The sequence below is a fragment of the Nitrosomonas communis genome (assembly GCF_900114745.1).
Lineage (GTDB): Bacteria > Pseudomonadota > Gammaproteobacteria > Burkholderiales > Nitrosomonadaceae > Nitrosomonas > Nitrosomonas communis_A.
In genome coordinates this window covers 18,999-37,965 of record NZ_FOUB01000035.1, presented here as the reverse complement: position 1 = coordinate 37,965, position 18,967 = coordinate 18,999, and the positions used below count along the sequence as shown (strand labels likewise).

The window sequence follows — 18,967 nt, the reverse complement described above, 5'->3', positions numbered from 1 at the left end:
AGCGCCAGAAAAATAGCGTTTTGCGCCACACCCAAACGTTTTGCCCGCTCGTACTGATAAGCATCAGGATAATCGCGAATATCCTGCCGCAACACATCAAGATCAATCTTGCGTTGGCGAAACCCTTGAGGTTTACGATGGATGTTCTTAACCCAACGCGTCACGCTCGCCACGCCAACATCAAACCGGGCCGCCACCTCGGCTATCGTAAGTCCTTTTTTCTCTCTAACAGACAGGACTTTACGGCGGAAATCCAGTGAATAGGCCATCTCTAAATTATAATCAAAATTATCTGGTTGTGCTATAAAAAACATCCTATACGCGCGTGTGTGCGTATGCGTGCGCGCGCGGTGAGGTGTGGAAGGTGTGGAAGGTGTGGAAGAAGCCCATCACATGCGCCTTTTGAGGTTCCACACCTTTCATAGAGGTATGGATGAGGTATGGAACTTATGATGTCAAAAGTCGATGCCATGACCGCCTCTCTCTTCATCACTACGCCCTGGCTGTCGACCGTGTCCCATTTCTGTGGGGGACTTGTACCAAAACCTGGTTGTTGCGTGCGTCCGTTTCTCAATGCGCCTGCAGCCTAATTGCCGCAGTGCGCTCCCTATCCTCGTCTGAATATCCCGACTCAACCGTGCTGCATCAATTTTCAAACACTCGACTGCTACATCTGCTATGCAGAATTCTTTTTCCCTGTATTGTTTTGCCACCCAGCTCTCGATCATATCGACATAGCTGTCTGAGGTGCCGAGCTTGAATTGTTCCGGGTTGAATATCTGCCGCTGCTCATGGCCATCAGGCCAGAAACGCTCGCCGCTCAGATACACCTGGTAAGCTTCAGCGAAGAGCTGATCACGTGTGGCCGACAGTCCATTCACATCCACATCACCTTCACACTCAACCGGCCAGAATCGACGACCACCGGTCGGGTCCTTGTTCCATTCCCATTCATTGGTCGTCCCCCCGAACACAAGCTGGCGCGGGCAGCGTATTTCTCGCTTGCCATAAGCAGGGCGGTATTCATCAACCTGCCTGGAAAAAAAAGACTTTTGCCGGGTTGCTTCAGACCGCGCCAACGATCCCAGCTCGGCAATTTCATACAACCACTTGCCACGCAGCGCAGACATGGAATCCTTGTTATGCAAATCAAGGTCAGTATCACCGAACCATTCCCCACCCAGCACGCGCAGCGCAGACGATTTTTGCCGCCCCTGCTCCCCTTCCAACACCAGGCAATAATCAAACTTAATCCCAGGCTTCATGGCACGGGCCACCATGCCCACTAAAAACCAGCGTGACACGCGCCATACGTATTCCGTCTTGCGCGCACCCAGAAAATCTGCGATCCAATCATTCAAGCGTTCCACGCCATCCCATTTGAGCGAACGCAGATAATCCTGTACCGGGTTATAGCCATGGAACTTGGCCAAGGTTTCTACCGCGAGCCCTGTCAAACTTTCGCTGGGTGCAAAACCATACTTGCGCGTAATCCACATGGCTGTTTGCACGTCATCATCACCCGTCCATTCGCCTTCTTTTCCTCCGACAAAGGGCGGAGCTTTCAGCTTCATGGTGCGGTAGGCAAATTCATCGTAGCCAAGCACCCCCTGCCACTGCTTGTCATGCTCAAGGATGTCGTAAACATTGGATAAACAACTGGCTGGCTTTTTGCCATCCCACACCAGATCACGTGGCGACCATGGCGGGCCGCCGTCATCACCGCCTGATGAGGAATATTGGCTTTGTCTGACTGGTGCTTGCTCTACGGGTCGCGTATGGAGGATAAATTTAGTCAGTTCCTCTGCACCCATGCCGTCTTGAATGGCATCGGCGGTATCCCAGCCATCCGGCTTATCACCAGGCTGAGGAATATCGACGATATGGAAATTATCAGGATTGCCGAGTATGCTGCATATCTTGAGCATGGCCGACATGCCAGGCTGTTGCGATTCAGGTAGAAGATGATTGCCGGTTTTATCGTACTGTGCGTCACTATCCGCCCAAACATAAATCACACGCCCACGCAATGGCGACCAATCGATCTTTCCGATTGCCTTAGCGCCACCAGGCCAGGTAATGACCACGAACTGACCTTTGAGCAATTTATGCCCGGCATCCGCGCATTTCTCGCCCTCTACTATCAGTACCGGCAAATCTGGATACTGAGCCAGCTCGTACAGACCATATAGCGGTCTAGGCTCAGGAAAAGCCATCCAGCGCCACTCACGTTTCTTATTTTGGGTATGTTCAGCGAAACAGCACGGCAACACTTCCTTGCCGCCGTCTGAGGTGGTAAACCGGCAAATAATGCCCAGTAAATTCCCTTGCGCATTGAAATACTCATAGGTTGCCTGCGGACGACCGCGCACAGGATGGGCCAATGGATATTGGCCAGCATCATCCGGTGCCGGCAAAATAGGACGCCATAACGTACGCTTGCTGGTTGCTTCCTGCTCTGGTACCGCATCTGGCTGCTTGATGGGTATAACATTGCTGCGCGGGCCCGTCTTTGGTTCAGCATCATCAATTGAAATGCCCATCTGAGCCGCTACTTCTTTGGCAGCATCGATCTGAGATAAACCGTTAATGTAGGCATACAGGCTGATCAAATCGCCACCCGATTCACCCGCGGCAAAGTCAGACCAAACACCTGATCTCAGATTGATAGAGAACGATCCTTTGGAACGATCACCACGGGTAGGATTAAGTGCTTTGTATTCACCCCCGGACACATCACCACCTGGCAACCATTGCGCTACCAGTATATGAGCACGATTCAGCGCGGCTGAGGCTATTGCTTTAAAGTCAAGTTTGGCTGATTTTTTCATACCCATACTTAGCCTCTACCCCCACGGCTTTTCTTATCAAGCTCATGCTGTTTTATCACAGCCCTATAGCTCGGCTCGTCAATACCGTAATCTGGATGACATCCACGAAGCGCGCGGATTACTCCGAGCAAATCCATGAATTGTTTGCTAAATGGGTGAAACATTTCCCAAACCCTATGCAGGCGATCAAGGATTTCTTTTTGTTGATGTTCTGGTAGTAAGCAATCTTGACTTGGCAGAGCTCTTTGAAGATGTTTGCTGACCTGCTTGGCGATCTGCTCAGCCTGGGTGGATTCTGGTTTTACTTGCTCTAAGAAAATTCTGATTACTTTCAGATGGAACGCTGCACTGATCCATGCAGCGTAAGCGATTACCAATTCTTTGCAAGCGTATGTGCCTTGTTCCTTGCCGCGGCCTGTGATTTTCTTGACTGGTATGATGCGCAGATCTGCGCAGCTTAATTCTGCAATTAGTTCCTGCGTTTGTTCAAGGCGAATAAATTGATTTGGTCTGTGTTTATCTTCGCCACCAGCAGCTTTATGTAAATCATTAAGGGAATATAGTCCGTCGAGTTGACGGATTTTGGTCGTAAGAACGGTAAGTTCTGACATGATCTTATGCTCCTTTGAGTGGAGTTGACCATCAGCAATATGCGGGTGATCGGGCGCCTCAAACCGGCATAAGTCGGCGGGCATATTCGCAGTCGCAACTGCTGTTTTATTAGCCGCACGCCCGACCATAGAAAAACTATGGACGTAAAAAAACCGCTTGTCTGTCGGGTGCGGTATCCGCTTATGCTTAAGTCTTGGTGTTTGAGTCACCTGAGCAAAAGGATAAGCCCGAGAGGTTAGCGGTGTCAAGCATTCATCTTCAACGCATAACAGTTTGTTTACTATTATGTTGGAGTAAACAAAACTTAAAACATGCTTATAATAGGCATAAAAACTATCATGAAATTTACGTGGGATGAATCCAAGCGGCAGGCCAACTTGAAAAAATATTGAATGCTTCTTGCTATGGATATCTACTATGAACTGAATGGCGATATGTTCGTTTGGAATGCGGGCAAGGCAGATAGAAATCTGCGCAAACATGGTGTCCGCTTCGAGGAAGCTGCTACGGTTTTCTCCGACCCATTGTTTGTATTGGTTAACGCTTCCCGTTCTGATGAAAAACGCCATGCCGCCATAGGCTTTGATTTGACCGGACGATTGCTCTACGTGGTTCACGTTGAGATAGAAGAATCCTGTATCCGCATTATTTCTGCGCGTCGTGCTGAACCTGAGGAGGAATCCGATTATGCTTACTGAACGTTTAAAAAAGCGCTTGCAAAAAGACCGTCCCATGACATCTATCACGCTAAGTATCCCTACTGACGTGATAGATTCCTTAAAGGAAATCGCGTCACTCAAAGGATTTTCCGAGTACCAGACATTGCTGAAGTCATACATCAGCGAAGGATTACGCAAAGATGAAGAACGGTATTCCGGTATGTCAACATCGCGCTTGATCGAAGCTCTAAAAAAACATGGTGTATCGGAAGCCGTAATCGAAGAAGCTACACGGGATTTAGCCGAATCCTGAGCGTAGGGGTAAGCCCGGCTTGATGCATTTGTCGATAATTTGAATTTGTTATAGGCTGCCGAATTAATTTTTAAAGGGAATTCAGTTATGTCACGTAAAGATTTCAGAGCCGTGTATTTGCCGTATTGCATTGATCGCATGAAAGATGGCAAATACGTTGTATTGAATCGTACATATAAACCGCTCGGATTCATTACGTCTGACATTCTCGAATACCAGGCATATCCCATATCAGCAGAAATCCAAGGCATCACACCAACAGTAGCAGCCAAGCTGTCATGGAAAGGTGATTCTAACGTCGAGAGGATATATCTATACAATGATGGCTGTATTCCTACTGAGAGCGATGCCAACATGGATGCTTACCTTGATCGCCTGAAAATATTAGCCAAACTTAAGCTGAAGCCTCAGATTGCATAGCTAGCATCACATCATCATAATTAAGCGCACCTTCCATGCCAGGCACATGAGTTAATGCCAGAGTATCTTCTGGCAATTCCTGTCCTGGCCCAAATTCATCCAGAATGTTGGATAAACCTAAGTGTTTTGCTAATTTCTCAGCGTTTGTTGTTTTGCCACACCCTTGCGGACCGTAAATAATTACGCTCATTTAATTGCTCCTTATTAAAATGCTTTGATCTTTCATAAAAGTACTTATATGATTTTGTTTATGACCATATTTCTGGTGAAGAACAATGACAACCCTTACATTTGATACGCTTAAATTCGCGAATACCTTAAAGGAAGCAGGCGTTCCATCTGCGCAGGCTGAAGCTGAGGCTAGAGCGTTAGCTGATGTGCTTGAAGTCAATCTAAAAGACTTGGCCACCAAACAAGATTTATTGGCCACAGAAGAGAAGCTACGCTGGGGAATAGAAGACTTGCGACGCGAAATGGATTCGCGTCTCATCCAGCTGGAGCAACGTCTCATCATCAAGCTTGGTGCCTTGATGACAATCGCAGTCAGCATTGTTGCTGCTTTGGTCAAGTTGCTTTGATCAATTGAGCTATGAGCACATCTTTCTTTATTGTAAAAGTGAGCCACGACTACGAATCCGGCATGTGGATTGCCGTATGCGACGAAATTGGACTGGCTACCGAATCCGAAACATATGAAGGTCTGACTGAGCGCGTGTGGGAAATCGCCCCTGAGATTGCCGCAGAGAATGATATTGATGTAAGCATTGACTCCATGATCATCAGCTTTCAGCAAAATCAAACAGTCAAAGACCGGATTCCCTTGTAACTTATGGGCAACAGCATTTATCCCAGATTGAGAAGTATTTTGCTGGAAAATGGGTGCGTGTTCGTCAGACAGGGAAAAGGAAGTCATGAGATATGGGAAAATCCATTCTTCGGTAAGCGATTTACCGTACCCGTGAATATCATTTCCAAAAATCTCGCTAATGCCATCCTTAAACAAGCCAGAATCAAGCAGAGCATTTAGTCTCTGCTGAGTAGCGCTATGCTGGCTGATAAACGATGTCAAAAGCATCATAATTAGCGGTTTCTCCAATGCTGATAGAATAGAGAGTTCCAACAAGCTATTAACAACAAAGGAGAAGCTATGGAACTAAGTAATGATAAAAAATCTGTAAGCCTATCAATCAATGAAACATTATCTGCACAAGAGCTAACTACGCTAATAGCCGAACTGGCAATTGTCAGAGCAAATATGCTTCCTGAAGTACCTAAAAATCCGCCAGTTAAAAGTGATGAAGGCATGTCTGTGCAAGATGATCCGCAGCTAGCTGTTGTAAAGCTCAAAGATGAGAGAATCAGGTTCGGGTTTAGGAATGCAGGTCTTGGCTGGCTTGTCTTTAACATTCCCAGCAACAAAGCTTGCTCCATCCGCGACTACCTCATTGCAAATACTCAACCGGATGCCAGTGATCTCTTCAGAAATAAGGACGGAAGCGGGAGCACTCTTCAATGACCTGGGGGATTTAGAGCCTTCAATAAAAAGTATCTTTTTATCTGTCATCTTTATTTACCCTTCAGAAAAATCCCCGTAACGCCACACTGAGGGATAGTCAGCAAGAAGGAAGTGGCGTCACGGGGATTCGTCATGGCTATTACTCGGAAAATCTTTTATAAAGGCTTGCGGTTACCTGATTCAATTCAAGCAACAGTGGCGCAAGTTCTTTGCGCTCTGACGCATCGAATCGGCCATCTTTCAAATGCTCAGAGCCCGTATTAAGGCAGGCCGATGCTGATGCAACCAAAGAGAGGAAATGTTTAACCTGACTTTCTTCGTTCAGGTCTGCGCTGCCCATGTCGATATCCATCGGCGTTTGATTCACCAGCTGGCATATCTCAAACACGGCACGTTTTTCTTGAGTCAGCTCGATGACTTGCAGCACGATAGATAGTGACGGAGGCTGAGCGTCATGGTTAGGATCAAGACAATTCGCCAGCCCTTCCGGTGATTTGTTTAACACTCTAGCCAATCCAGCAATGCCGCCCGGGTACTTTTTAGCATCGGACTGCAACGCTAAAAACACTTGTCTATATTCCTGTTTTGCCGGTCTGCTCATAATCTATTTACCTGTTTTTTTTAATCTATTTAGCTGTCGTTAATTTCCTGATAATGCATTCATCATTTAATTAGGAGCCGTCATGAAATTCTTGCCGCCAGTTAAAACGCCACCAGAGCCGCTTGATGTGCATTCGGCATCTGCATGGGCTGTACTCATTGAAGCTACGTTGCAGGCTGAGCGCATTAGGACTGGTAATGATGTGGTGCATGCGTCATGCATTAGTGACTCATTGAAACCTATCGATTCATCTTTTAGATGACATTTCGCATGTATACATTTGCTGTATTTCTGCGTTATGTGCACCAAAGTACAATTCATCATGCTTGATCCCGTAGTTAAGATGTAGTCCATTCTATGTAGCTGTAATTAATTTCTTAATAAAGCATTTATCAGTTAATTAGGAGCCGTAGTGGAAAAATTCTTACCGCCGGTAAAAACACCACCACCAGAACGGCTTGATGTGCATTCAGCATCAGTTTTAGCCGCCTTCATTGAAGCTGTCATCCAAGCTGAACGCATCAGGACCGGCAAGGCTGAGGTGCATGCGTTTCTCATCAGCGATTCCATAGCTCCAATTGAACGATCTGATGTAAATTAATAAGAACCATGTCAACTTTGACGACGATCAAATACGCGCCTATATTCCTTGCGTCTGTAATTTTTACGCCTATCTACTTGACGGCGTTGGTAAATACGGCGTTCCGGAAGCTCGCCAGCAATAATTTGCTCGCTAGTAGCAGGTTTTCTAACGTACAAATCAGGTCTCAATTCTTCACGAGGTATGCCGGTGACTTTTTCAACGTCCAGTATTCTTTCAGCTGGAATCACTTCCCATTGAGACACGGCCGCTCTGCTTAAACCAAGCTTCTTTGATAGCGCAACTACCCCGCCGACCCTTTTTGCTATATTTTTGATATGTTCTTTACTCATGAAAGAAAGTTTAGTGGTACTTAACAACAAATGTCAAGTATTACTTGATCACAAAAGTATAGTTTTGCTATACGATTAAATATATGGAAATTGGAACTAAACTATTAAAGCTAAGAAAAAGCCTTGGATTAAACCAAGAGCAATTTGCCGAATATGCCGGTATTTCTAAATCCGCCGTGTCTCAATGGGAAAATGGCGCGACCACACCAGGACTAGAACAACTGTTAAGGTTGAGAGAAAACCTATCTTTTTCTTTTGATGAATTACTTTGCGATGAATGCAAAGAACCAGCATGTCTCAAGTTGACGACAAAAAAAGAAAGCGGCAAAATCCTGCCTTTTGAGAAAAATGTAGTGAATATTCCCGTGTTTTCAGCTAAAGGCTCAATGGGTTTGGGTGAGCCGCAATCTGGCTACGAAACTATTGCTGGCGATATCAAAGTTAGCAAGGAGTGGGTTGAGGAAAATTTAAAAGGTATTACTCATATACGAAATCTTGCGGCAATGACCGGTAGAGGAAACTCTATGTCACCAACATACAAGGATGGAGATATTCTTATTGTTGATACCGGGGTGAAAACAGTAGATGTTGACGGCGTATATGTTTTTACTACCAATGGCAATTTGTTCGTTAAGCGAATAAGAAAAAGACTTGACGGGAAGCTTGAGGTGTCAAGCGATAACCCTATCGTAAAATCTTACGATATCTGTGACGAAAAAGATCAGCTAAACATACTTGGCCTGGTAAGGTTAGCGTGGAATTGCAATAAGATTTGATTGACTATCAGCATCATTGCAAGATTACCAAGCGCGGCTGTTTGCAGGGCTGATACTGGATCAATTTAAAAAAATTAATACCTGCATGGTTTTATTGTCCCTCATTTTATACGTCTGCATTTGACTACAACTATATATAAGAAGAAAATCCCCTCTTTTTGTTAACCACCCCAAAGGTAAGACGGCAGATGATCTAATAGATCAACTCAAGAATCACTCAATGAGAGTAGATAAAATAAAAGATACGATTCAACTTCTAGCTTTTCTCATAATTTTATGGCTGCCTTCTGTTGAAGCTTACGCATTTAATGCGATCACTAAAGGTGGGTATGTCGCTTGCACAAAGAAAGAATGGCTAGAAGACATGTTTAGTTTTAGTGCAGAAAAAGATATAAATAGTCTTCAATCTTACTTGGACTCCAAAAAGTGCATCATTATCAAAGAAGGGCTTCTAGTTACGATAAAAGAATTTCCTGGTTTGAGTAACATTGTTGTGTTTGTTTATCGCGGGGTGATAATGTGGGCCCATATAAATGCATTGGATTATGGAGATTAAAAATACTCACATTTATTCATCTTATTGCGGCAAGGCTACCCAAGTGCTGCTATTTGTAATGCTGATATGGGGATGGTGTAATGTAATGGCATCCACAGAGAGCATCAGGTTTATTGAATAACTTATAAAACCACATAATTATTTTATGAATAACACAGAATTAACGGAACAAGAGATAAATAATATAGCAAAGTCAGTTTCCTCAGATTTGATGCTTATTAGCGGGGACATTGACTATGATACCCAGGAAGCCGTTCTGAAGACTTTAAAATCTAGAAAAAATAAACACGAAAATCTTATTTTCATTCTTGCAACCCCTGGTGGTTTTCCTGATTGCGCTTACAGAATGTCAAGAGAGATTCAGCATAAGTATAAAAAATCTACGGCTCTTATCGCGGGATGGTGCAAGAGCGCTGGAACTCTATGCGTAATTGGAGCATCAGAATTAGTAATGGCGGACGAAGCTGAATTAGGGCCACTTGATGTCCAATTACTTCGTCGTGATGAGCTTGGTGAACTTGATTCTGGCTTGGTAATTAGTGAGGCTTTAAATAATTTAGAATATCATGCCTTCTCTTTATTCGAGAGCTTCTTCTTAAAAATAAAAGAAAAAAGTAAGGGTTCTGTTACTTTTAAAACATCAACTGAAATTGCCGCGAGTATAACTAAAGGTCTTTTTGAGGAGCTTTACAAACAGATAGATCCACAAAAAATTGGTGAAGTTGCTAGATCGTTAGCTATAGCAAAAGCTTATGGAGTAAGATTAAATTTGTGGGCAAAAAACATGAAAGATCATGCTTTAGATAATCTAACTTTGGGTTATCCTTCGCATGGGTTCGTTATAGACCGAAGAGAAGCGAGCGGATTATTCCACAGAGTTCGTAGTCCAAGTAATGATGAATCGCGTATAATTGAAATAATTGGGGACATGGCTATAGAACCAGCTAGATCAACAACTGTTTTTTATTTAAACGCTGAGGAGAATATTCATGAGACACCTAACGATAAAGAAAGAAGCAAGGAAGTTGAAGAAATCAAACAAAGCAATGGAAGACCAGTTAAAGCAGCTAAATGAGGCAGAAAGCCTTGAACAAATCTTACTGTGTGAGCGCACAAATCCAAAAATAGTTATTGGATCAAAACTCAATTTTATTAGTAAAGAAGAATATACCTTAATTTGAAAGCAAATTATTAGAAAGCTTTTGTAATTTCCAAAAGCCCGCCCAGTGCGGGTTTTTTGTTAATATAGAAGTAAATGTATAGGCTAAGCCAGCTCAGGGAGAAGAATCGATGTCTAACTTTATAGATAAATGCCTTATCGAAGAAATTCTTCTTGATGATCTAGATGATTACGTTAGTGAATGGCATGACACAAAACCCAGCATGTCGTTGTATCAGTTCCTCGGCATGATTAGATCTGAATAATAATTATGGGTTGCAGATCCATGTATTCTTCCATTCATCGTTAATGCTCATCGCCAGAATAAAGATGTATCTGAAGTTTTAGATGAAGTTAACGCTAAAATCATCTCTAGAGATAAATAGATACTTGGCAACAATATAACGCACGACCTAACGCATAACGCTAGGTCGTGCTGATATCAGTTAAATAAAACTAACTGCCGAGGATAAGAGCGCCAGTGCTGGCATACGTTTTCCATCCGGCCAAACCTGAACCGGACATACGCTCGCACATACACACTCCTTTCTTTGAAAAAAGGCATGTCTTTCTCCTAAGAAGGAGAGAGCAATAGAATTGTTGCCTATAACTTATGAACAGGAGTATTATTCACATGTCTTCGATGGACAATGTTATAGGTGACAGAGGGGTGCTCTCAACCACCATGTCAACAAAAAAGCAGATAGCGTTCGCATCGCTATCTGCTTTTTATATCTCCTCTTTCTTTAAGCTGTCTAAGTCTTTTTTCTGCCGCACGAGCAGATACACCAAACCTTTCCTGAATCATTCTTGGAGCAAATAAACGCTCACTTATTATTGTTTTCAGTGGCATAAGAGTCTCAGCAGCAAATTGATCTGCTTGCCATTCTGAGTCAAGGTAATGTTTTGGCTTTATTTTTTGAAAATTATTATCACGATGAAATTTACGATTATGCATTAAGAAAAAATGTCCAAGCTCATGAAAAATAGTGAATCTAGACCTTGGATCGTTTTCGCATGATCTCTCGTATGTTTCGTTAGTAAGATAAATAGTTCTTCTTTCAGGAATGCAGCATGCCTCCGAATGAGACAAAAGACCTGGCATATCTAATTCATCAATAATATCAATTACAATATCAAATCTTACAAGCGATTCCAAAAAATCACCCATGTCTACAGGCTTTTCTGTAAGTCGCAGTATATCTCTAGCATGTGTTGCGACTTCTCTGATTTTATTAACACCGAGGGGATTAACTAAATAACCTCTAAGTTTATATTCTGTCACCAAATATTTACTCCTAATTTTATTTTTTGTATTTTTGCCCCACAATCTTTGCTAATTCATTAACTTTCGCCAGTGTTTCGGCATCGAGATCAGATCTCAAGAATCCAGCAATCAAAATTTGTGTATCTGGATCACAGCCATCAATTGAGACACTCTTGTTTGAAATATCAGCATACACTCTCAATTTTTCTACATCGATTCCACGCTCATTGAAAAATAGACAAATTTTATTAACCCATTCTTCTGATATTTTTTTTCTGCCGGTTTCCATCGCACTCAGAAAAGCCGCTGATACATTCAGGCTTTTTGCCATTGTTAATAATGTTTCCCCAGCATCAAGCCGTGCCTTCCTGACTGTTTTACCAAAGTCAGTTAGCGCCATGACGATTACCTCCTTGTCTGTTAATACTTTCTATTAATAATATGCTCGACTATTACTATAGCATATGAAGTTTAAATATTCAACTAAAAAAGTTAAATTATGCCACTTATATAGATAAATAATTGTACTGTATATGGTAAAGTTTTATACACATAACTCGTAACCTCTCAATATCATCCTGTATCAATTTCAAAGCTGTACCGCTTTTATGACATTTTGATTCAACCGCTGAAAATGCAGAGAGAGAATTGATTCCAGAATCTTCCCTTCCATCCACCCCACCACTTCTTAAATAAGTTCATAGCAGCTCCTTGAGTTAACCATAAGTAAATTTTATCAGCTTATGTTAAGTTGCACTTGACTTAATAAGTTAAGCTATTCTAAACTTATCCTATCAATACAACAAAAAATTATTCCTGATGCACCAGCTGGAGTATCTGGAGCTGGACAGATTTAAGGAGCGGCTATGAGAAAAGAATTAATCAATTATCGAATAACGGTCTTCTATGTTGGTGAGATCGTGCACAGATATTCAATGATGTTTTTTCGTTTCATAGATGCATTCAATCATGCGAGCTATGGCGATGATGTTTGCAGAGTGGATATTAAGCGTGAGCCTGAAGAACAAGGGGTTTGCTTATGAATATTAGCTCAGGAATGAAAGTGAGATTCCACCCGATCATAGGGGGTAGACACGATGGGAACCTCTACGAGATTAGATGCATTGGGAAATTGTATGGCCGTGATTTTGCCTGGCTTGAAGGCAAAGCTGATCCGGTTGATATGCGTGCTTTGAGTGAGCCGCAGCCAGGACAAGACAATTATGGGCTGAGTTTGAGCCCGCAGGTTTAACAACAAGGGAGGTGTGATGAGCAACAACATATTAGAAACCTGCCGCACCATTGGCGGCGGTAGATTTATTGATGAAGCCAGCGACAAACTGGCGGAATTAATCCGCGCAGTCAACGAAACCGGGCGCACTGGCAAGGTGGAACTGGCGATCAGCGTCAAGAAAGCCACACGCGGTGGCGCTATGCACGTTACCGGCAAAGTCAAGCTAACCAGACCTCAGGAAGAGCCAATGGAAGCCATGCTCTTTGCCGACGAAGATGGCCGCCTGCTGACCGAAGACCCCAGTCAGGCAAAACTCGATCTGCGAGTGGTGCAGGAACCAAGCAGCAACCTTAAAACCATTACCAATTAATAAGGACCCAGTATGGAACAAAATGTAATTACAGAGGTAGTCAATACGATTGTGGCTGCATTACAAAAGCCGGTAGAGGTTATCTCTGACATGGACGATCACGACATCAAACGTGTGGCCCTGCCACCAGGCTGGATATTGCAGGAGCGTGACGACATCAAACTCAAAGCCATCCCACAGCGCAAAACAGGTCAAGTCATCCTGAATGATGCGGAAAGCTTTATCGACTACATCAACCGCCACAAACTCGATAACTCAACCACTCTATATTGCCAGACAAATTATGAAAAAGGCGATGTAAATTTTATCGTTGTGTTCAATGATCATATTGGGATGGCTACCGGTCAGCAATGGCGCGATCACCTGGCATCGTTTGAACCGGGTAAATCCATCGAATGGGAGCGCTGGGCAAAGAACGACCGGGAGGTCATGACTCAAAGAGAATTCGCGCTGTTCATAGAAGATAACCTGCGCGATATTGCCACGGTAGAAGGCATGCCCACCGGCCAGCAGCTGCTCGAAATGGCCCTGTCTTTTGAAGCCAATCAGGACATGCGCTTCAAATCCGCCATCCGCTTACAAAACGGCGGCGTACAGATGAGCTTCGTGCAGGATGATGATTCCGCCACCCTCGCCAAGATGCAGCTATTTGACAAGATCAGCATCGGCATCCCGGTCTTCTGGAATGGCGACGCCTACCGCATTGATGCACGGCTACGCTACCGCGCACGTGATAGCAAGCTCGTATTCTGGTATGAACTGATCCGCCCAGACAAAGTAATTGAAGACGCTACCAAGGTATTGATCAACACAATCAAGGAAAAAACCGAGGTGTTTTTCTACTTTGGTGATCCCAGTCTTTAAGCATTAACTCAGGAGCAATCATGCGCTACAGCGGCTATAGACACTACAGAACACACCAGGTTAAATAGCCTGTAGCGCATTTGTACATCGATTAAATGAAATCTTTATTTGATTTTGATGCTCTCGTTATTCCAGCTCAAGAGCAACCTAAAAAACGGAGCATGAATAATCAACATAAACCTGGACTGTGCGGGAAAGATGGTTGTACTCAGCCTCGTCATATCACTCAATCAGGCAGGGTGACAACGTATTGCAAGGATCATAACAATGCTAAATGGCGTGACTATTACGCAAAGAAAAAAGCGGAAATTGAGCTTAATGAGTTAAAGAAAAAGATTCCTGTGCACAAGCCTGGGAAATGCCCTAAGTGCGAATCACCCAGACATATCACTAAAACAGGCGTGGTTACGACATTCTGCAGGGAATTGAATAACGAGAGATGGCGCAAGCGCTACTCGCCGAACAAAGAATCAAAAATTTAATTTAGATAGGGAAAGTAATGGCATCAGTAAATAAAGTCATTTCTACACGCAACCATTGGATGATGATTCTCGATCCGTTTGATGTGGCACAAATGATTAATGCTAAAAATGCCTCATCTCATCGATCTGATGACGCAGAGGATGATGTTGACAATGAAGACCTTCAAGTGCAAATCGAGGCAATCATCTCAAATGACACACCGAAAGCCAGAAAGATAGTAGCACTGTTTGATGCCGGGGTAGCTTACGAAGACATACCGGATGTTTTCAACGTCTCATCACGTTACTGCAGAAAAATTTTAAAACTAAGGAAACGAATTTAAGGAAAGGAAAAATCATGAGTATTATTAATAAAGCAACCGACGTGAGGTTGACATGACACAACCTGTATTTAAATGCTACGGCGTCGTCGATAAAAACGATGAACTGTTTCTCGAAAAGGATGCCTTCTCAGACCTCGCATCGACTGTTGCCGGTACCGCAGAAATGCTCAATATCACAGCGCGGCTCACTGGCAATGACGAACGCGCACCCTATCAACCTGTAGAAATCTACATCAAAAAGATAAATTAAATGCGAGCCTATAATCAAGCCATCAAATTACCTGAACCCGCTATGGCCACCATTATCGGCGGTCATCCAGCTGCTGGTCCAGTCATTACAGAGGGCGTGTTAATTGGCACCTTGGATGATAGCCAAAACAAGAGAGAGATAAGTCACCAGCTAATCAACAAGCTGTTTGACAACATTATTTTATAACCACCCATGGCACATGGGGGCAACGGTACGTAATTCGCCGTTGCGGTATATCAGAAGCCTGACCCACGGCAGGTTTGAATGTGCCAATACCGACGGGAAGCCCCTGGTGCTTGAGGGCATCAGGGATACAAGGATAGATAACAACAATAAAAAGAGGGGAGCACGATGTTTAAGGACACAAGAAGTTTTTTTATTTATGCATGCGCATACATGATCATAGGAGGGTTTGTGAGTTTTGGAATGATAGGGATGCAATTGATTTTACCCAATCCAAAGCATGAACTTAAAGTGGTTATCTGCTACGTAGATGAAATTGATACGGTTGATTTGTTAAATGGGTGCATGATGAGTGGCAGGTAATAGAGGTATAACTGGAAATGATAGTGAACTACGTAACCATAGATAAGTTCTGTCAAGAAACAGGCTACACGCCAGAGGCTATCAGGGCTAAGATTTCACGCGGTGACTGGACTATGGGTCATCAGTATACTAAAGCACCTGATAACAGAATTCTAATTAACGTGGAGGGATATCATTCATGGGTGGAAACAAGTATCCAGGCGTCAGAGAGTCAAGCGACTCGTCAATCGAGATCGACTTCTACTACAAGGGCCAGCGTTGCCGCGAGCGTCTCCCACTCAAGCCCTCGCCCGTTAACTTAAAGAAAGCATCGCAGCATAGGGCGGCAATACTTAATGCTATTGATGCTGGCACATTTGATTACTCATATACATTCCCTGAGTCGAAGAATGCGCTTAAATTTGCTTCGTCTCAGTACACAGTCAAAACCTATTTAACGGAATGGCTAACTAACAAGCAGCCTATTCTAAAAGCCAGCACTTATAACGAATACAAGAAAATAATAGAGCATGAAATTATTCCTAAATTTGGGGATAAGCTATTAGCATCCCTAAGCCGTGCTGACGTTAGAACGTGGGTTGCTAGTATGAATTGGACGAATAGTCGTATATCCAATATCCTCAGCCCACTAAGAACCGCATTGAAAGAAGCGACGCACGATGATCTTATCCAATCCAATCCATTACTCGGATGGTCGTATCGTCGCAACGAAGCACCTGAAAAAGAAGATCACGTTGATCCATTCACCCAGGAAGAACAGCAGGCTATCATTAATGCCGCAACCGGGCAAATTAGAAATCAGTGCATTGTGTTTTTCTGGACTGGGATGAGAACATCAGAACTGGTTGCGTTGGAGTGGGCGGATATAGACTGGGCTAGAAAAAAAATCAAAATCAATAAAGCAAAAACAGAATACGCTGATTCAGATGAGAAGACAAAAACAGTCAAAGGTCGTCGTGAAATAGACATGCTACCGCCCGTAGAGCAAGCCTTGATTAACCAGAAGCAATACACCTTACTGTGCAACAATAAAGTATTTCACGATCCAAATTACAATGAGCCGTGGAAAGGCGATAAAGCAATACGCATCAGAATATGGGTTCCATTATTAAAAAAAGCTGGCGTCAGGTATCGCAACCCATACCAGACTCGCCACACTTTTGCATCAATGATGTTATCAGCAGGGGAAAATCTTGCCTGGTTATCTGCTCAGATGGGGCATTCAAATGTACTTATCACCGCCAAAATTTACGCCAGATGGATTCCGATGGATGGAAAGCAAGGAAGCAAGGCGCTAGAGTTGTATGGTCAGCATTTAGTCAACACTAAAAAATAAACATAATAAATACATGTACTTATTTGAATTAAGCGCAACGATACTAATTGCGCTAATTAGTTTTTATATTTTTTTCCGCAACTGGAAGCAGTTACGCTTCATTGAAGATACTCTTACTGCTAAATTATGTTCTGCACATCAAGGTTATATTGAATTAGAAGGAAAGGGATATCCGATTCACGATCAACTTATTTATGCTCCATTATCTAACAACCAATGCATTTGGTATCACAGTCTTATCGAATACCAGGAAACTTTTTTACATAAGGGTCGTTCACAAGCGCGATGGAATATCATTTATCAAAATGTAAGTAATCAACAATTTATGTTGAGCGATGGAACGAATAGTTGTCTTGTTGATCCAGATGGTGCAAAAATTCAGAGTGATATAAAACTAGTATGGTATGGGAACACTGAATGGCCAACGACGACCCAGATTCTGGAAAGTCAATCTATGTTGAATATAGGCTCAAAGCATTATCGCTACCAGGAGAGACTCATAATACCTCGCCAATCACTTTATATTATAGGTCAATTTAAGACCCTACCCTCTCATACCAATCAATCAGTTAGAGAAATGATGCGTGATCTCATTGATAATTGGAAAAAAGATAAGCTACAACTATTGACGCGTTTTGACACAAATAAAGATGGTGAAATTGATCAGGAAGAGTGGGAATCAGCACGTCTAGCAGCCCAATTACAAGCTCAACAAATCTACCTTGAGCGACCAGTGGAACAAGATGTCAGCATTATTACAAAACCAGATATCTCACAGCGCCCTTTTATCATATCTGTTTATCCCCAGAAGCTACTGATCAAAAAATATCGCCAAGTTGCTTTTTCTGCTTTCGCTCTTTGCCTGATGGTAATGGGCTACATTGTCTGGTTAATGCGGACATATCACTGACATAAAACACGTATTGGCATAGTCTATTAAACCTTTACCAATACCACGCGGTTGTGAATTTATTTTAGAAATGTTAATTTAAAAAATAAGGTATCGATAAAATTATCATCAAATATTGAGTTATGGGGTGATTATCATTTATGAAAATACCAAGACTGATCAATAGCTTTTATATTCTTTTGAGTTTAATGCTATTTTTATTGGGGTTGATTGCCTTTTTATCTCCAGCTAGGGATAAGTTTGTTTATGGCTATATCGAGCCTGTTATTCTCTACCCTGATGAAATTCCATTAGCTGCTAAACTAGATACGGGCGCTGTGACATCTTCGCTTTCTGCAGAAGATATTTATATATACAAAAAAATGGTAAAGACTATGTGAAATTTAAGGTTTCTCATCCCGATATCAAAGAAACACCAGAATATGATCTACCCATTACTCGAATTGTCAAGATCAAGAATCGCGCAAATAAGGAAATATCGAAAAAATATAATTCGCGACCAGTTGTAAAAATGCCCATCTATTTTGATGGAAAACTTTACAATATTATGGTCAATCTTATTGATCGTTCCCATTTCTCAACACCGATGCTGTTAGGTAGGGAAGCACTGGATAAGATAAATGCTATTGTGGATAGCACAGCCGTAAACACTATTCGATGATATTGAGTAAAACAGGCTACTCAATTTTTCAGCATTTTTTATGGCGTATTTCACGGTATTTCTGGTCTCTCCTGTATGGCTATTTTTTTCAGGCCGTATTGCAATATATGAAAATATTTAATCGTGCTGCTGGAGTATGAAGAAACTGCCGGTAGCTTTATTCCTTTAAGAGATAGATAAATTACGGTGAGCGACGAATCTGATAACATTCTACAAGATGGATCAAATTCCAATGCTGTATTTGATAAAGTCGCCAAATTTCCTCATAATCCGGGCAGAGGAGAATCGGATTCGTCTATGGTCGTTAATGTACCTATTTCTTTTAACTACTAGAAACAATTCTAGAAT

Annotated in this window: 31 protein-coding genes and 1 pseudogene; 24 read left to right on the top strand and 8 right to left on the bottom strand. The window is 42.7% G+C overall.

What is annotated here, in order from left to right; all coding sequences use genetic code 11:
* The 3 genes from BM122_RS13005 to BM122_RS25225 all read right to left on the bottom strand — a co-directional run.
* Positions 1-269 (bottom strand): IS630 transposase-related protein (locus BM122_RS13005; RefSeq protein ID WP_074906149.1); only part of this gene is annotated, 269 nt, incomplete at its 3' end.
* 186 nt (positions 270-455) lie between these two features.
* Positions 456-2,831: a VapE domain-containing protein gene (locus BM122_RS13000; RefSeq protein WP_177198139.1), complete on the bottom strand. Its 2,376-nt coding sequence runs from the start codon at positions 2,829-2,831 to the stop codon at positions 456-458.
* Between the two features lie 8 nt (positions 2,832-2,839).
* The gene (locus BM122_RS25225) at positions 2,840-3,925 is read right to left on the bottom strand and encodes a KilA-N domain-containing protein (RefSeq protein WP_256212044.1); all 1,086 of its coding nucleotides are present in this window, start codon (positions 3,923-3,925) and stop codon (positions 2,840-2,842) included.
* Between BM122_RS25225 and BM122_RS12990 the strand changes: the two genes are divergently transcribed.
* From BM122_RS12990 to BM122_RS12980, 3 genes are all read left to right on the top strand, one after another.
* Positions 3,878-4,141 carry a BrnT family toxin gene (locus BM122_RS12990; protein ID WP_256212043.1) on the top strand — a complete coding sequence of 88 codons (264 nt, stop codon included), beginning with the start codon at positions 3,878-3,880 and terminating at the stop codon, positions 4,139-4,141. The two genes, BM122_RS25225 and BM122_RS12990, sit on opposite strands and share 48 nt — an antisense overlap.
* A complete protein-coding gene (locus tag BM122_RS12985) occupies positions 4,131-4,415 on the top strand; it encodes a hypothetical protein (protein ID WP_074905943.1) in 285 nt (94 codons plus the stop codon). The genes BM122_RS12990 and BM122_RS12985 overlap by 11 nt, the downstream gene beginning before the upstream one ends.
* 87 nt (positions 4,416-4,502) lie before the next feature.
* A complete protein-coding gene (locus tag BM122_RS12980) occupies positions 4,503-4,835 on the top strand; it encodes a hypothetical protein (RefSeq protein ID WP_074905942.1) in 333 nt (110 codons plus the stop codon).
* Here the strand turns inward: BM122_RS12980 and BM122_RS12975 are convergent.
* Entirely contained in the window at positions 4,810-5,025 is a 216-nt protein-coding gene (locus tag BM122_RS12975) for an AAA family ATPase (protein ID WP_074905941.1), read from the bottom strand. The genes BM122_RS12980 and BM122_RS12975 overlap by 26 nt on opposite strands.
* Positions 5,026-5,110: 85 nt before the next feature.
* On the opposite strand from BM122_RS12975, the gene BM122_RS12970 reads away from it, so the two are divergent.
* From BM122_RS12970 to BM122_RS12955, 4 genes are all read left to right on the top strand, one after another.
* The gene (locus BM122_RS12970) at positions 5,111-5,413 is read left to right on the top strand and encodes a CCDC90 family protein (protein WP_074905940.1); all 303 of its coding nucleotides are present in this window, start codon (positions 5,111-5,113) and stop codon (positions 5,411-5,413) included.
* 11 nt (positions 5,414-5,424) lie between these two features.
* Positions 5,425-5,661 (top strand): DUF1902 domain-containing protein, encoded by a 237-nt coding sequence (locus BM122_RS12965; protein WP_074905939.1) that lies wholly within the window; start codon positions 5,425-5,427, stop codon positions 5,659-5,661.
* Between the two features lie 3 nt (positions 5,662-5,664).
* Complete coding sequence (locus tag BM122_RS26130; RefSeq protein WP_074905938.1) at positions 5,665-5,862, top strand: type II toxin-antitoxin system HicA family toxin; 198 nt, start codon at positions 5,665-5,667, stop codon at positions 5,860-5,862.
* Positions 5,863-5,982: 120 nt separating this feature from the next.
* On the top strand, positions 5,983-6,351 hold the full coding sequence (locus BM122_RS12955; RefSeq protein WP_074905937.1) for a hypothetical protein: 369 nt from the start codon (positions 5,983-5,985) through the stop codon (positions 6,349-6,351).
* A gap of 139 nt (positions 6,352-6,490) precedes the next feature.
* Here the strand turns inward: BM122_RS12955 and BM122_RS12950 are convergent, their stop codons facing one another.
* Complete coding sequence (locus BM122_RS12950) at positions 6,491-6,952, bottom strand: phage regulatory CII family protein (RefSeq protein ID WP_074905936.1); 462 nt, start codon at positions 6,950-6,952, stop codon at positions 6,491-6,493.
* Positions 6,953-7,034: 82 nt separating this feature from the next.
* Between BM122_RS12950 and BM122_RS12945 the strand changes: the two genes are divergently transcribed.
* Both BM122_RS12945 and BM122_RS12940 read left to right on the top strand, forming a co-directional pair.
* Positions 7,035-7,214 (top strand): hypothetical protein, encoded by a 180-nt coding sequence (locus BM122_RS12945; protein ID WP_074905935.1) that lies wholly within the window; start codon positions 7,035-7,037, stop codon positions 7,212-7,214.
* Between the two features lie 150 nt (positions 7,215-7,364).
* Complete coding sequence (locus BM122_RS12940) at positions 7,365-7,553, top strand: hypothetical protein (RefSeq protein ID WP_074905934.1); 189 nt, start codon at positions 7,365-7,367, stop codon at positions 7,551-7,553.
* Between the two features lie 11 nt (positions 7,554-7,564).
* Here BM122_RS12940 and BM122_RS12935 read toward each other — a convergent pair whose 3' ends face one another.
* Positions 7,565-7,885, bottom strand: a complete 321-nt coding sequence (locus BM122_RS12935) for a transcriptional regulator (RefSeq protein ID WP_083398490.1) — start codon at positions 7,883-7,885, stop codon at positions 7,565-7,567.
* Between the two features lie 83 nt (positions 7,886-7,968).
* Between BM122_RS12935 and BM122_RS12930 the strand changes: the two genes are divergently transcribed.
* From BM122_RS12930 to BM122_RS25220, 4 genes are all read left to right on the top strand, one after another.
* The gene (locus BM122_RS12930; protein WP_074905932.1) at positions 7,969-8,661 is read left to right on the top strand and encodes an XRE family transcriptional regulator; all 693 of its coding nucleotides are present in this window, start codon (positions 7,969-7,971) and stop codon (positions 8,659-8,661) included.
* Positions 8,662-8,881: 220 nt separating this feature from the next.
* The gene (locus tag BM122_RS12925; RefSeq protein ID WP_074905931.1) at positions 8,882-9,217 is read left to right on the top strand and encodes a hypothetical protein; all 336 of its coding nucleotides are present in this window, start codon (positions 8,882-8,884) and stop codon (positions 9,215-9,217) included.
* Between the two features lie 145 nt (positions 9,218-9,362).
* The gene (locus BM122_RS12920) at positions 9,363-10,292 is read left to right on the top strand and encodes an SDH family Clp fold serine proteinase (protein ID WP_074905930.1); all 930 of its coding nucleotides are present in this window, start codon (positions 9,363-9,365) and stop codon (positions 10,290-10,292) included.
* Between the two features lie 215 nt (positions 10,293-10,507).
* Positions 10,508-10,642: a hypothetical protein gene (locus BM122_RS25220; protein WP_256212042.1), complete on the top strand. Its 135-nt coding sequence runs from the start codon at positions 10,508-10,510 to the stop codon at positions 10,640-10,642.
* 452 nt (positions 10,643-11,094) lie between these two features.
* Here BM122_RS25220 and BM122_RS12915 read toward each other — a convergent pair whose 3' ends face one another.
* Together BM122_RS12915 and BM122_RS12910 are read right to left on the bottom strand one after the other, a co-directional pair.
* A complete protein-coding gene (locus BM122_RS12915) occupies positions 11,095-11,661 on the bottom strand; it encodes an ImmA/IrrE family metallo-endopeptidase (RefSeq protein ID WP_143083437.1) in 567 nt (188 codons plus the stop codon).
* Between the two features lie 19 nt (positions 11,662-11,680).
* On the bottom strand, positions 11,681-12,043 hold the full coding sequence (locus BM122_RS12910; protein ID WP_074905928.1) for a helix-turn-helix domain-containing protein: 363 nt from the start codon (positions 12,041-12,043) through the stop codon (positions 11,681-11,683).
* A 466-nt stretch (positions 12,044-12,509) separates the two neighbouring features.
* On the opposite strand from BM122_RS12910, the gene BM122_RS23385 reads away from it, so the two are divergent.
* The 11 genes and pseudogenes from BM122_RS23385 to BM122_RS26125 all read left to right on the top strand — a co-directional run bounded on the left by BM122_RS23385 (position 12,510) and on the right by BM122_RS26125 (position 18,619).
* A complete protein-coding gene (locus BM122_RS23385; protein WP_177198138.1) occupies positions 12,510-12,686 on the top strand; it encodes a hypothetical protein in 177 nt (58 codons plus the stop codon).
* Positions 12,683-12,895, top strand: coding sequence for a hypothetical protein (locus BM122_RS12905; RefSeq protein ID WP_074905927.1), 213 nt, complete (start codon positions 12,683-12,685; stop codon positions 12,893-12,895). The genes BM122_RS23385 and BM122_RS12905 overlap by 4 nt, the downstream gene beginning before the upstream one ends.
* Positions 12,896-12,911: 16 nt before the next feature.
* Positions 12,912-13,247: a hypothetical protein gene (locus BM122_RS12900; protein WP_083398489.1), complete on the top strand. Its 336-nt coding sequence runs from the start codon at positions 12,912-12,914 to the stop codon at positions 13,245-13,247.
* Positions 13,248-13,259: 12 nt separating this feature from the next.
* Positions 13,260-14,111: a DUF2303 family protein gene (locus BM122_RS12895; protein ID WP_074905925.1), complete on the top strand. Its 852-nt coding sequence runs from the start codon at positions 13,260-13,262 to the stop codon at positions 14,109-14,111.
* 161 nt (positions 14,112-14,272) lie between these two features.
* Complete coding sequence (locus BM122_RS12890) at positions 14,273-14,593, top strand: hypothetical protein (protein WP_143083436.1); 321 nt, start codon at positions 14,273-14,275, stop codon at positions 14,591-14,593.
* A 17-nt stretch (positions 14,594-14,610) separates the two neighbouring features.
* Positions 14,611-14,916 carry a hypothetical protein gene (locus BM122_RS12885; RefSeq protein ID WP_074905923.1) on the top strand — a complete coding sequence of 102 codons (306 nt, stop codon included), beginning with the start codon at positions 14,611-14,613 and terminating at the stop codon, positions 14,914-14,916.
* A gap of 52 nt (positions 14,917-14,968) precedes the next feature.
* Positions 14,969-15,166 carry a hypothetical protein gene (locus tag BM122_RS12880; protein ID WP_074905922.1) on the top strand — a complete coding sequence of 66 codons (198 nt, stop codon included), beginning with the start codon at positions 14,969-14,971 and terminating at the stop codon, positions 15,164-15,166.
* Positions 15,167-15,352, top strand: coding sequence for a hypothetical protein (locus BM122_RS12875; protein WP_074905921.1), 186 nt, complete (start codon positions 15,167-15,169; stop codon positions 15,350-15,352).
* A 538-nt stretch (positions 15,353-15,890) separates the two neighbouring features.
* Positions 15,891-17,048, top strand: a complete 1,158-nt coding sequence (locus tag BM122_RS12865) for a site-specific integrase (protein ID WP_074905919.1) — start codon at positions 15,891-15,893, stop codon at positions 17,046-17,048.
* A gap of 13 nt (positions 17,049-17,061) precedes the next feature.
* Positions 17,062-17,958: a GIDE domain-containing protein gene (locus tag BM122_RS12860; RefSeq protein ID WP_074905918.1), complete on the top strand. Its 897-nt coding sequence runs from the start codon at positions 17,062-17,064 to the stop codon at positions 17,956-17,958.
* A gap of 140 nt (positions 17,959-18,098) precedes the next feature.
* Positions 18,099-18,619: pseudogene (locus BM122_RS26125) on the top strand (ATP-dependent zinc protease family protein).
* Positions 18,620-18,967: the final 348 nt, after the last annotated feature.

Coding starts and splice junctions, on each gene's coding strand:
- BM122_RS13000 (WP_177198139.1), bottom strand. CDS start 2,831: ATGAAAAAATCAGCCAAACTTGACTTTAAAGCAATAGCCTCAGCCGCG.
- BM122_RS12990 (WP_256212043.1), top strand. CDS start 3,878: ATGTTCGTTTGGAATGCGGGCAAGGCAGATAGAAATCTGCGCAAACAT.
- BM122_RS25225 (WP_256212044.1), bottom strand. CDS start 3,925: ATGTTTGCGCAGATTTCTATCTGCCTTGCCCGCATTCCAAACGAACAT.
- BM122_RS12985 (WP_074905943.1), top strand. CDS start 4,131: ATGCTTACTGAACGTTTAAAAAAGCGCTTGCAAAAAGACCGTCCCATG.
- BM122_RS12980 (WP_074905942.1), top strand. CDS start 4,503: ATGTCACGTAAAGATTTCAGAGCCGTGTATTTGCCGTATTGCATTGAT.
- BM122_RS12975 (WP_074905941.1), bottom strand. CDS start 5,025: ATGAGCGTAATTATTTACGGTCCGCAAGGGTGTGGCAAAACAACAAAC.
- BM122_RS12970 (WP_074905940.1), top strand. CDS start 5,111: ATGACAACCCTTACATTTGATACGCTTAAATTCGCGAATACCTTAAAG.
- BM122_RS12965 (WP_074905939.1), top strand. CDS start 5,425: ATGAGCACATCTTTCTTTATTGTAAAAGTGAGCCACGACTACGAATCC.
- BM122_RS26130 (WP_074905938.1), top strand. CDS start 5,665: ATGGGCAACAGCATTTATCCCAGATTGAGAAGTATTTTGCTGGAAAAT.
- BM122_RS12955 (WP_074905937.1), top strand. CDS start 5,983: ATGGAACTAAGTAATGATAAAAAATCTGTAAGCCTATCAATCAATGAA.
- BM122_RS12950 (WP_074905936.1), bottom strand. CDS start 6,952: ATGAGCAGACCGGCAAAACAGGAATATAGACAAGTGTTTTTAGCGTTG.
- BM122_RS12945 (WP_074905935.1), top strand. CDS start 7,035: ATGAAATTCTTGCCGCCAGTTAAAACGCCACCAGAGCCGCTTGATGTG.
- BM122_RS12935 (WP_083398490.1), bottom strand. CDS start 7,885: ATGAGTAAAGAACATATCAAAAATATAGCAAAAAGGGTCGGCGGGGTA.
- BM122_RS12930 (WP_074905932.1), top strand. CDS start 7,969: ATGGAAATTGGAACTAAACTATTAAAGCTAAGAAAAAGCCTTGGATTA.
- BM122_RS12925 (WP_074905931.1), top strand. CDS start 8,882: ATGAGAGTAGATAAAATAAAAGATACGATTCAACTTCTAGCTTTTCTC.
- BM122_RS12920 (WP_074905930.1), top strand. CDS start 9,363: ATGAATAACACAGAATTAACGGAACAAGAGATAAATAATATAGCAAAG.
- BM122_RS25220 (WP_256212042.1), top strand. CDS start 10,508: ATGTCTAACTTTATAGATAAATGCCTTATCGAAGAAATTCTTCTTGAT.
- BM122_RS12910 (WP_074905928.1), bottom strand. CDS start 12,043: ATGGCGCTAACTGACTTTGGTAAAACAGTCAGGAAGGCACGGCTTGAT.
- BM122_RS23385 (WP_177198138.1), top strand. CDS start 12,510: ATGAGAAAAGAATTAATCAATTATCGAATAACGGTCTTCTATGTTGGT.
- BM122_RS12905 (WP_074905927.1), top strand. CDS start 12,683: ATGAATATTAGCTCAGGAATGAAAGTGAGATTCCACCCGATCATAGGG.
- BM122_RS12900 (WP_083398489.1), top strand. CDS start 12,912: ATGAGCAACAACATATTAGAAACCTGCCGCACCATTGGCGGCGGTAGA.
- BM122_RS12895 (WP_074905925.1), top strand. CDS start 13,260: ATGGAACAAAATGTAATTACAGAGGTAGTCAATACGATTGTGGCTGCA.
- BM122_RS12890 (WP_143083436.1), top strand. CDS start 14,273: ATGAATAATCAACATAAACCTGGACTGTGCGGGAAAGATGGTTGTACT.
- BM122_RS12885 (WP_074905923.1), top strand. CDS start 14,611: ATGGCATCAGTAAATAAAGTCATTTCTACACGCAACCATTGGATGATG.
- BM122_RS12880 (WP_074905922.1), top strand. CDS start 14,969: ATGACACAACCTGTATTTAAATGCTACGGCGTCGTCGATAAAAACGAT.
- BM122_RS12875 (WP_074905921.1), top strand. CDS start 15,167: ATGCGAGCCTATAATCAAGCCATCAAATTACCTGAACCCGCTATGGCC.
- BM122_RS12865 (WP_074905919.1), top strand. CDS start 15,891: ATGGGTGGAAACAAGTATCCAGGCGTCAGAGAGTCAAGCGACTCGTCA.
- BM122_RS12860 (WP_074905918.1), top strand. CDS start 17,062: ATGTACTTATTTGAATTAAGCGCAACGATACTAATTGCGCTAATTAGT.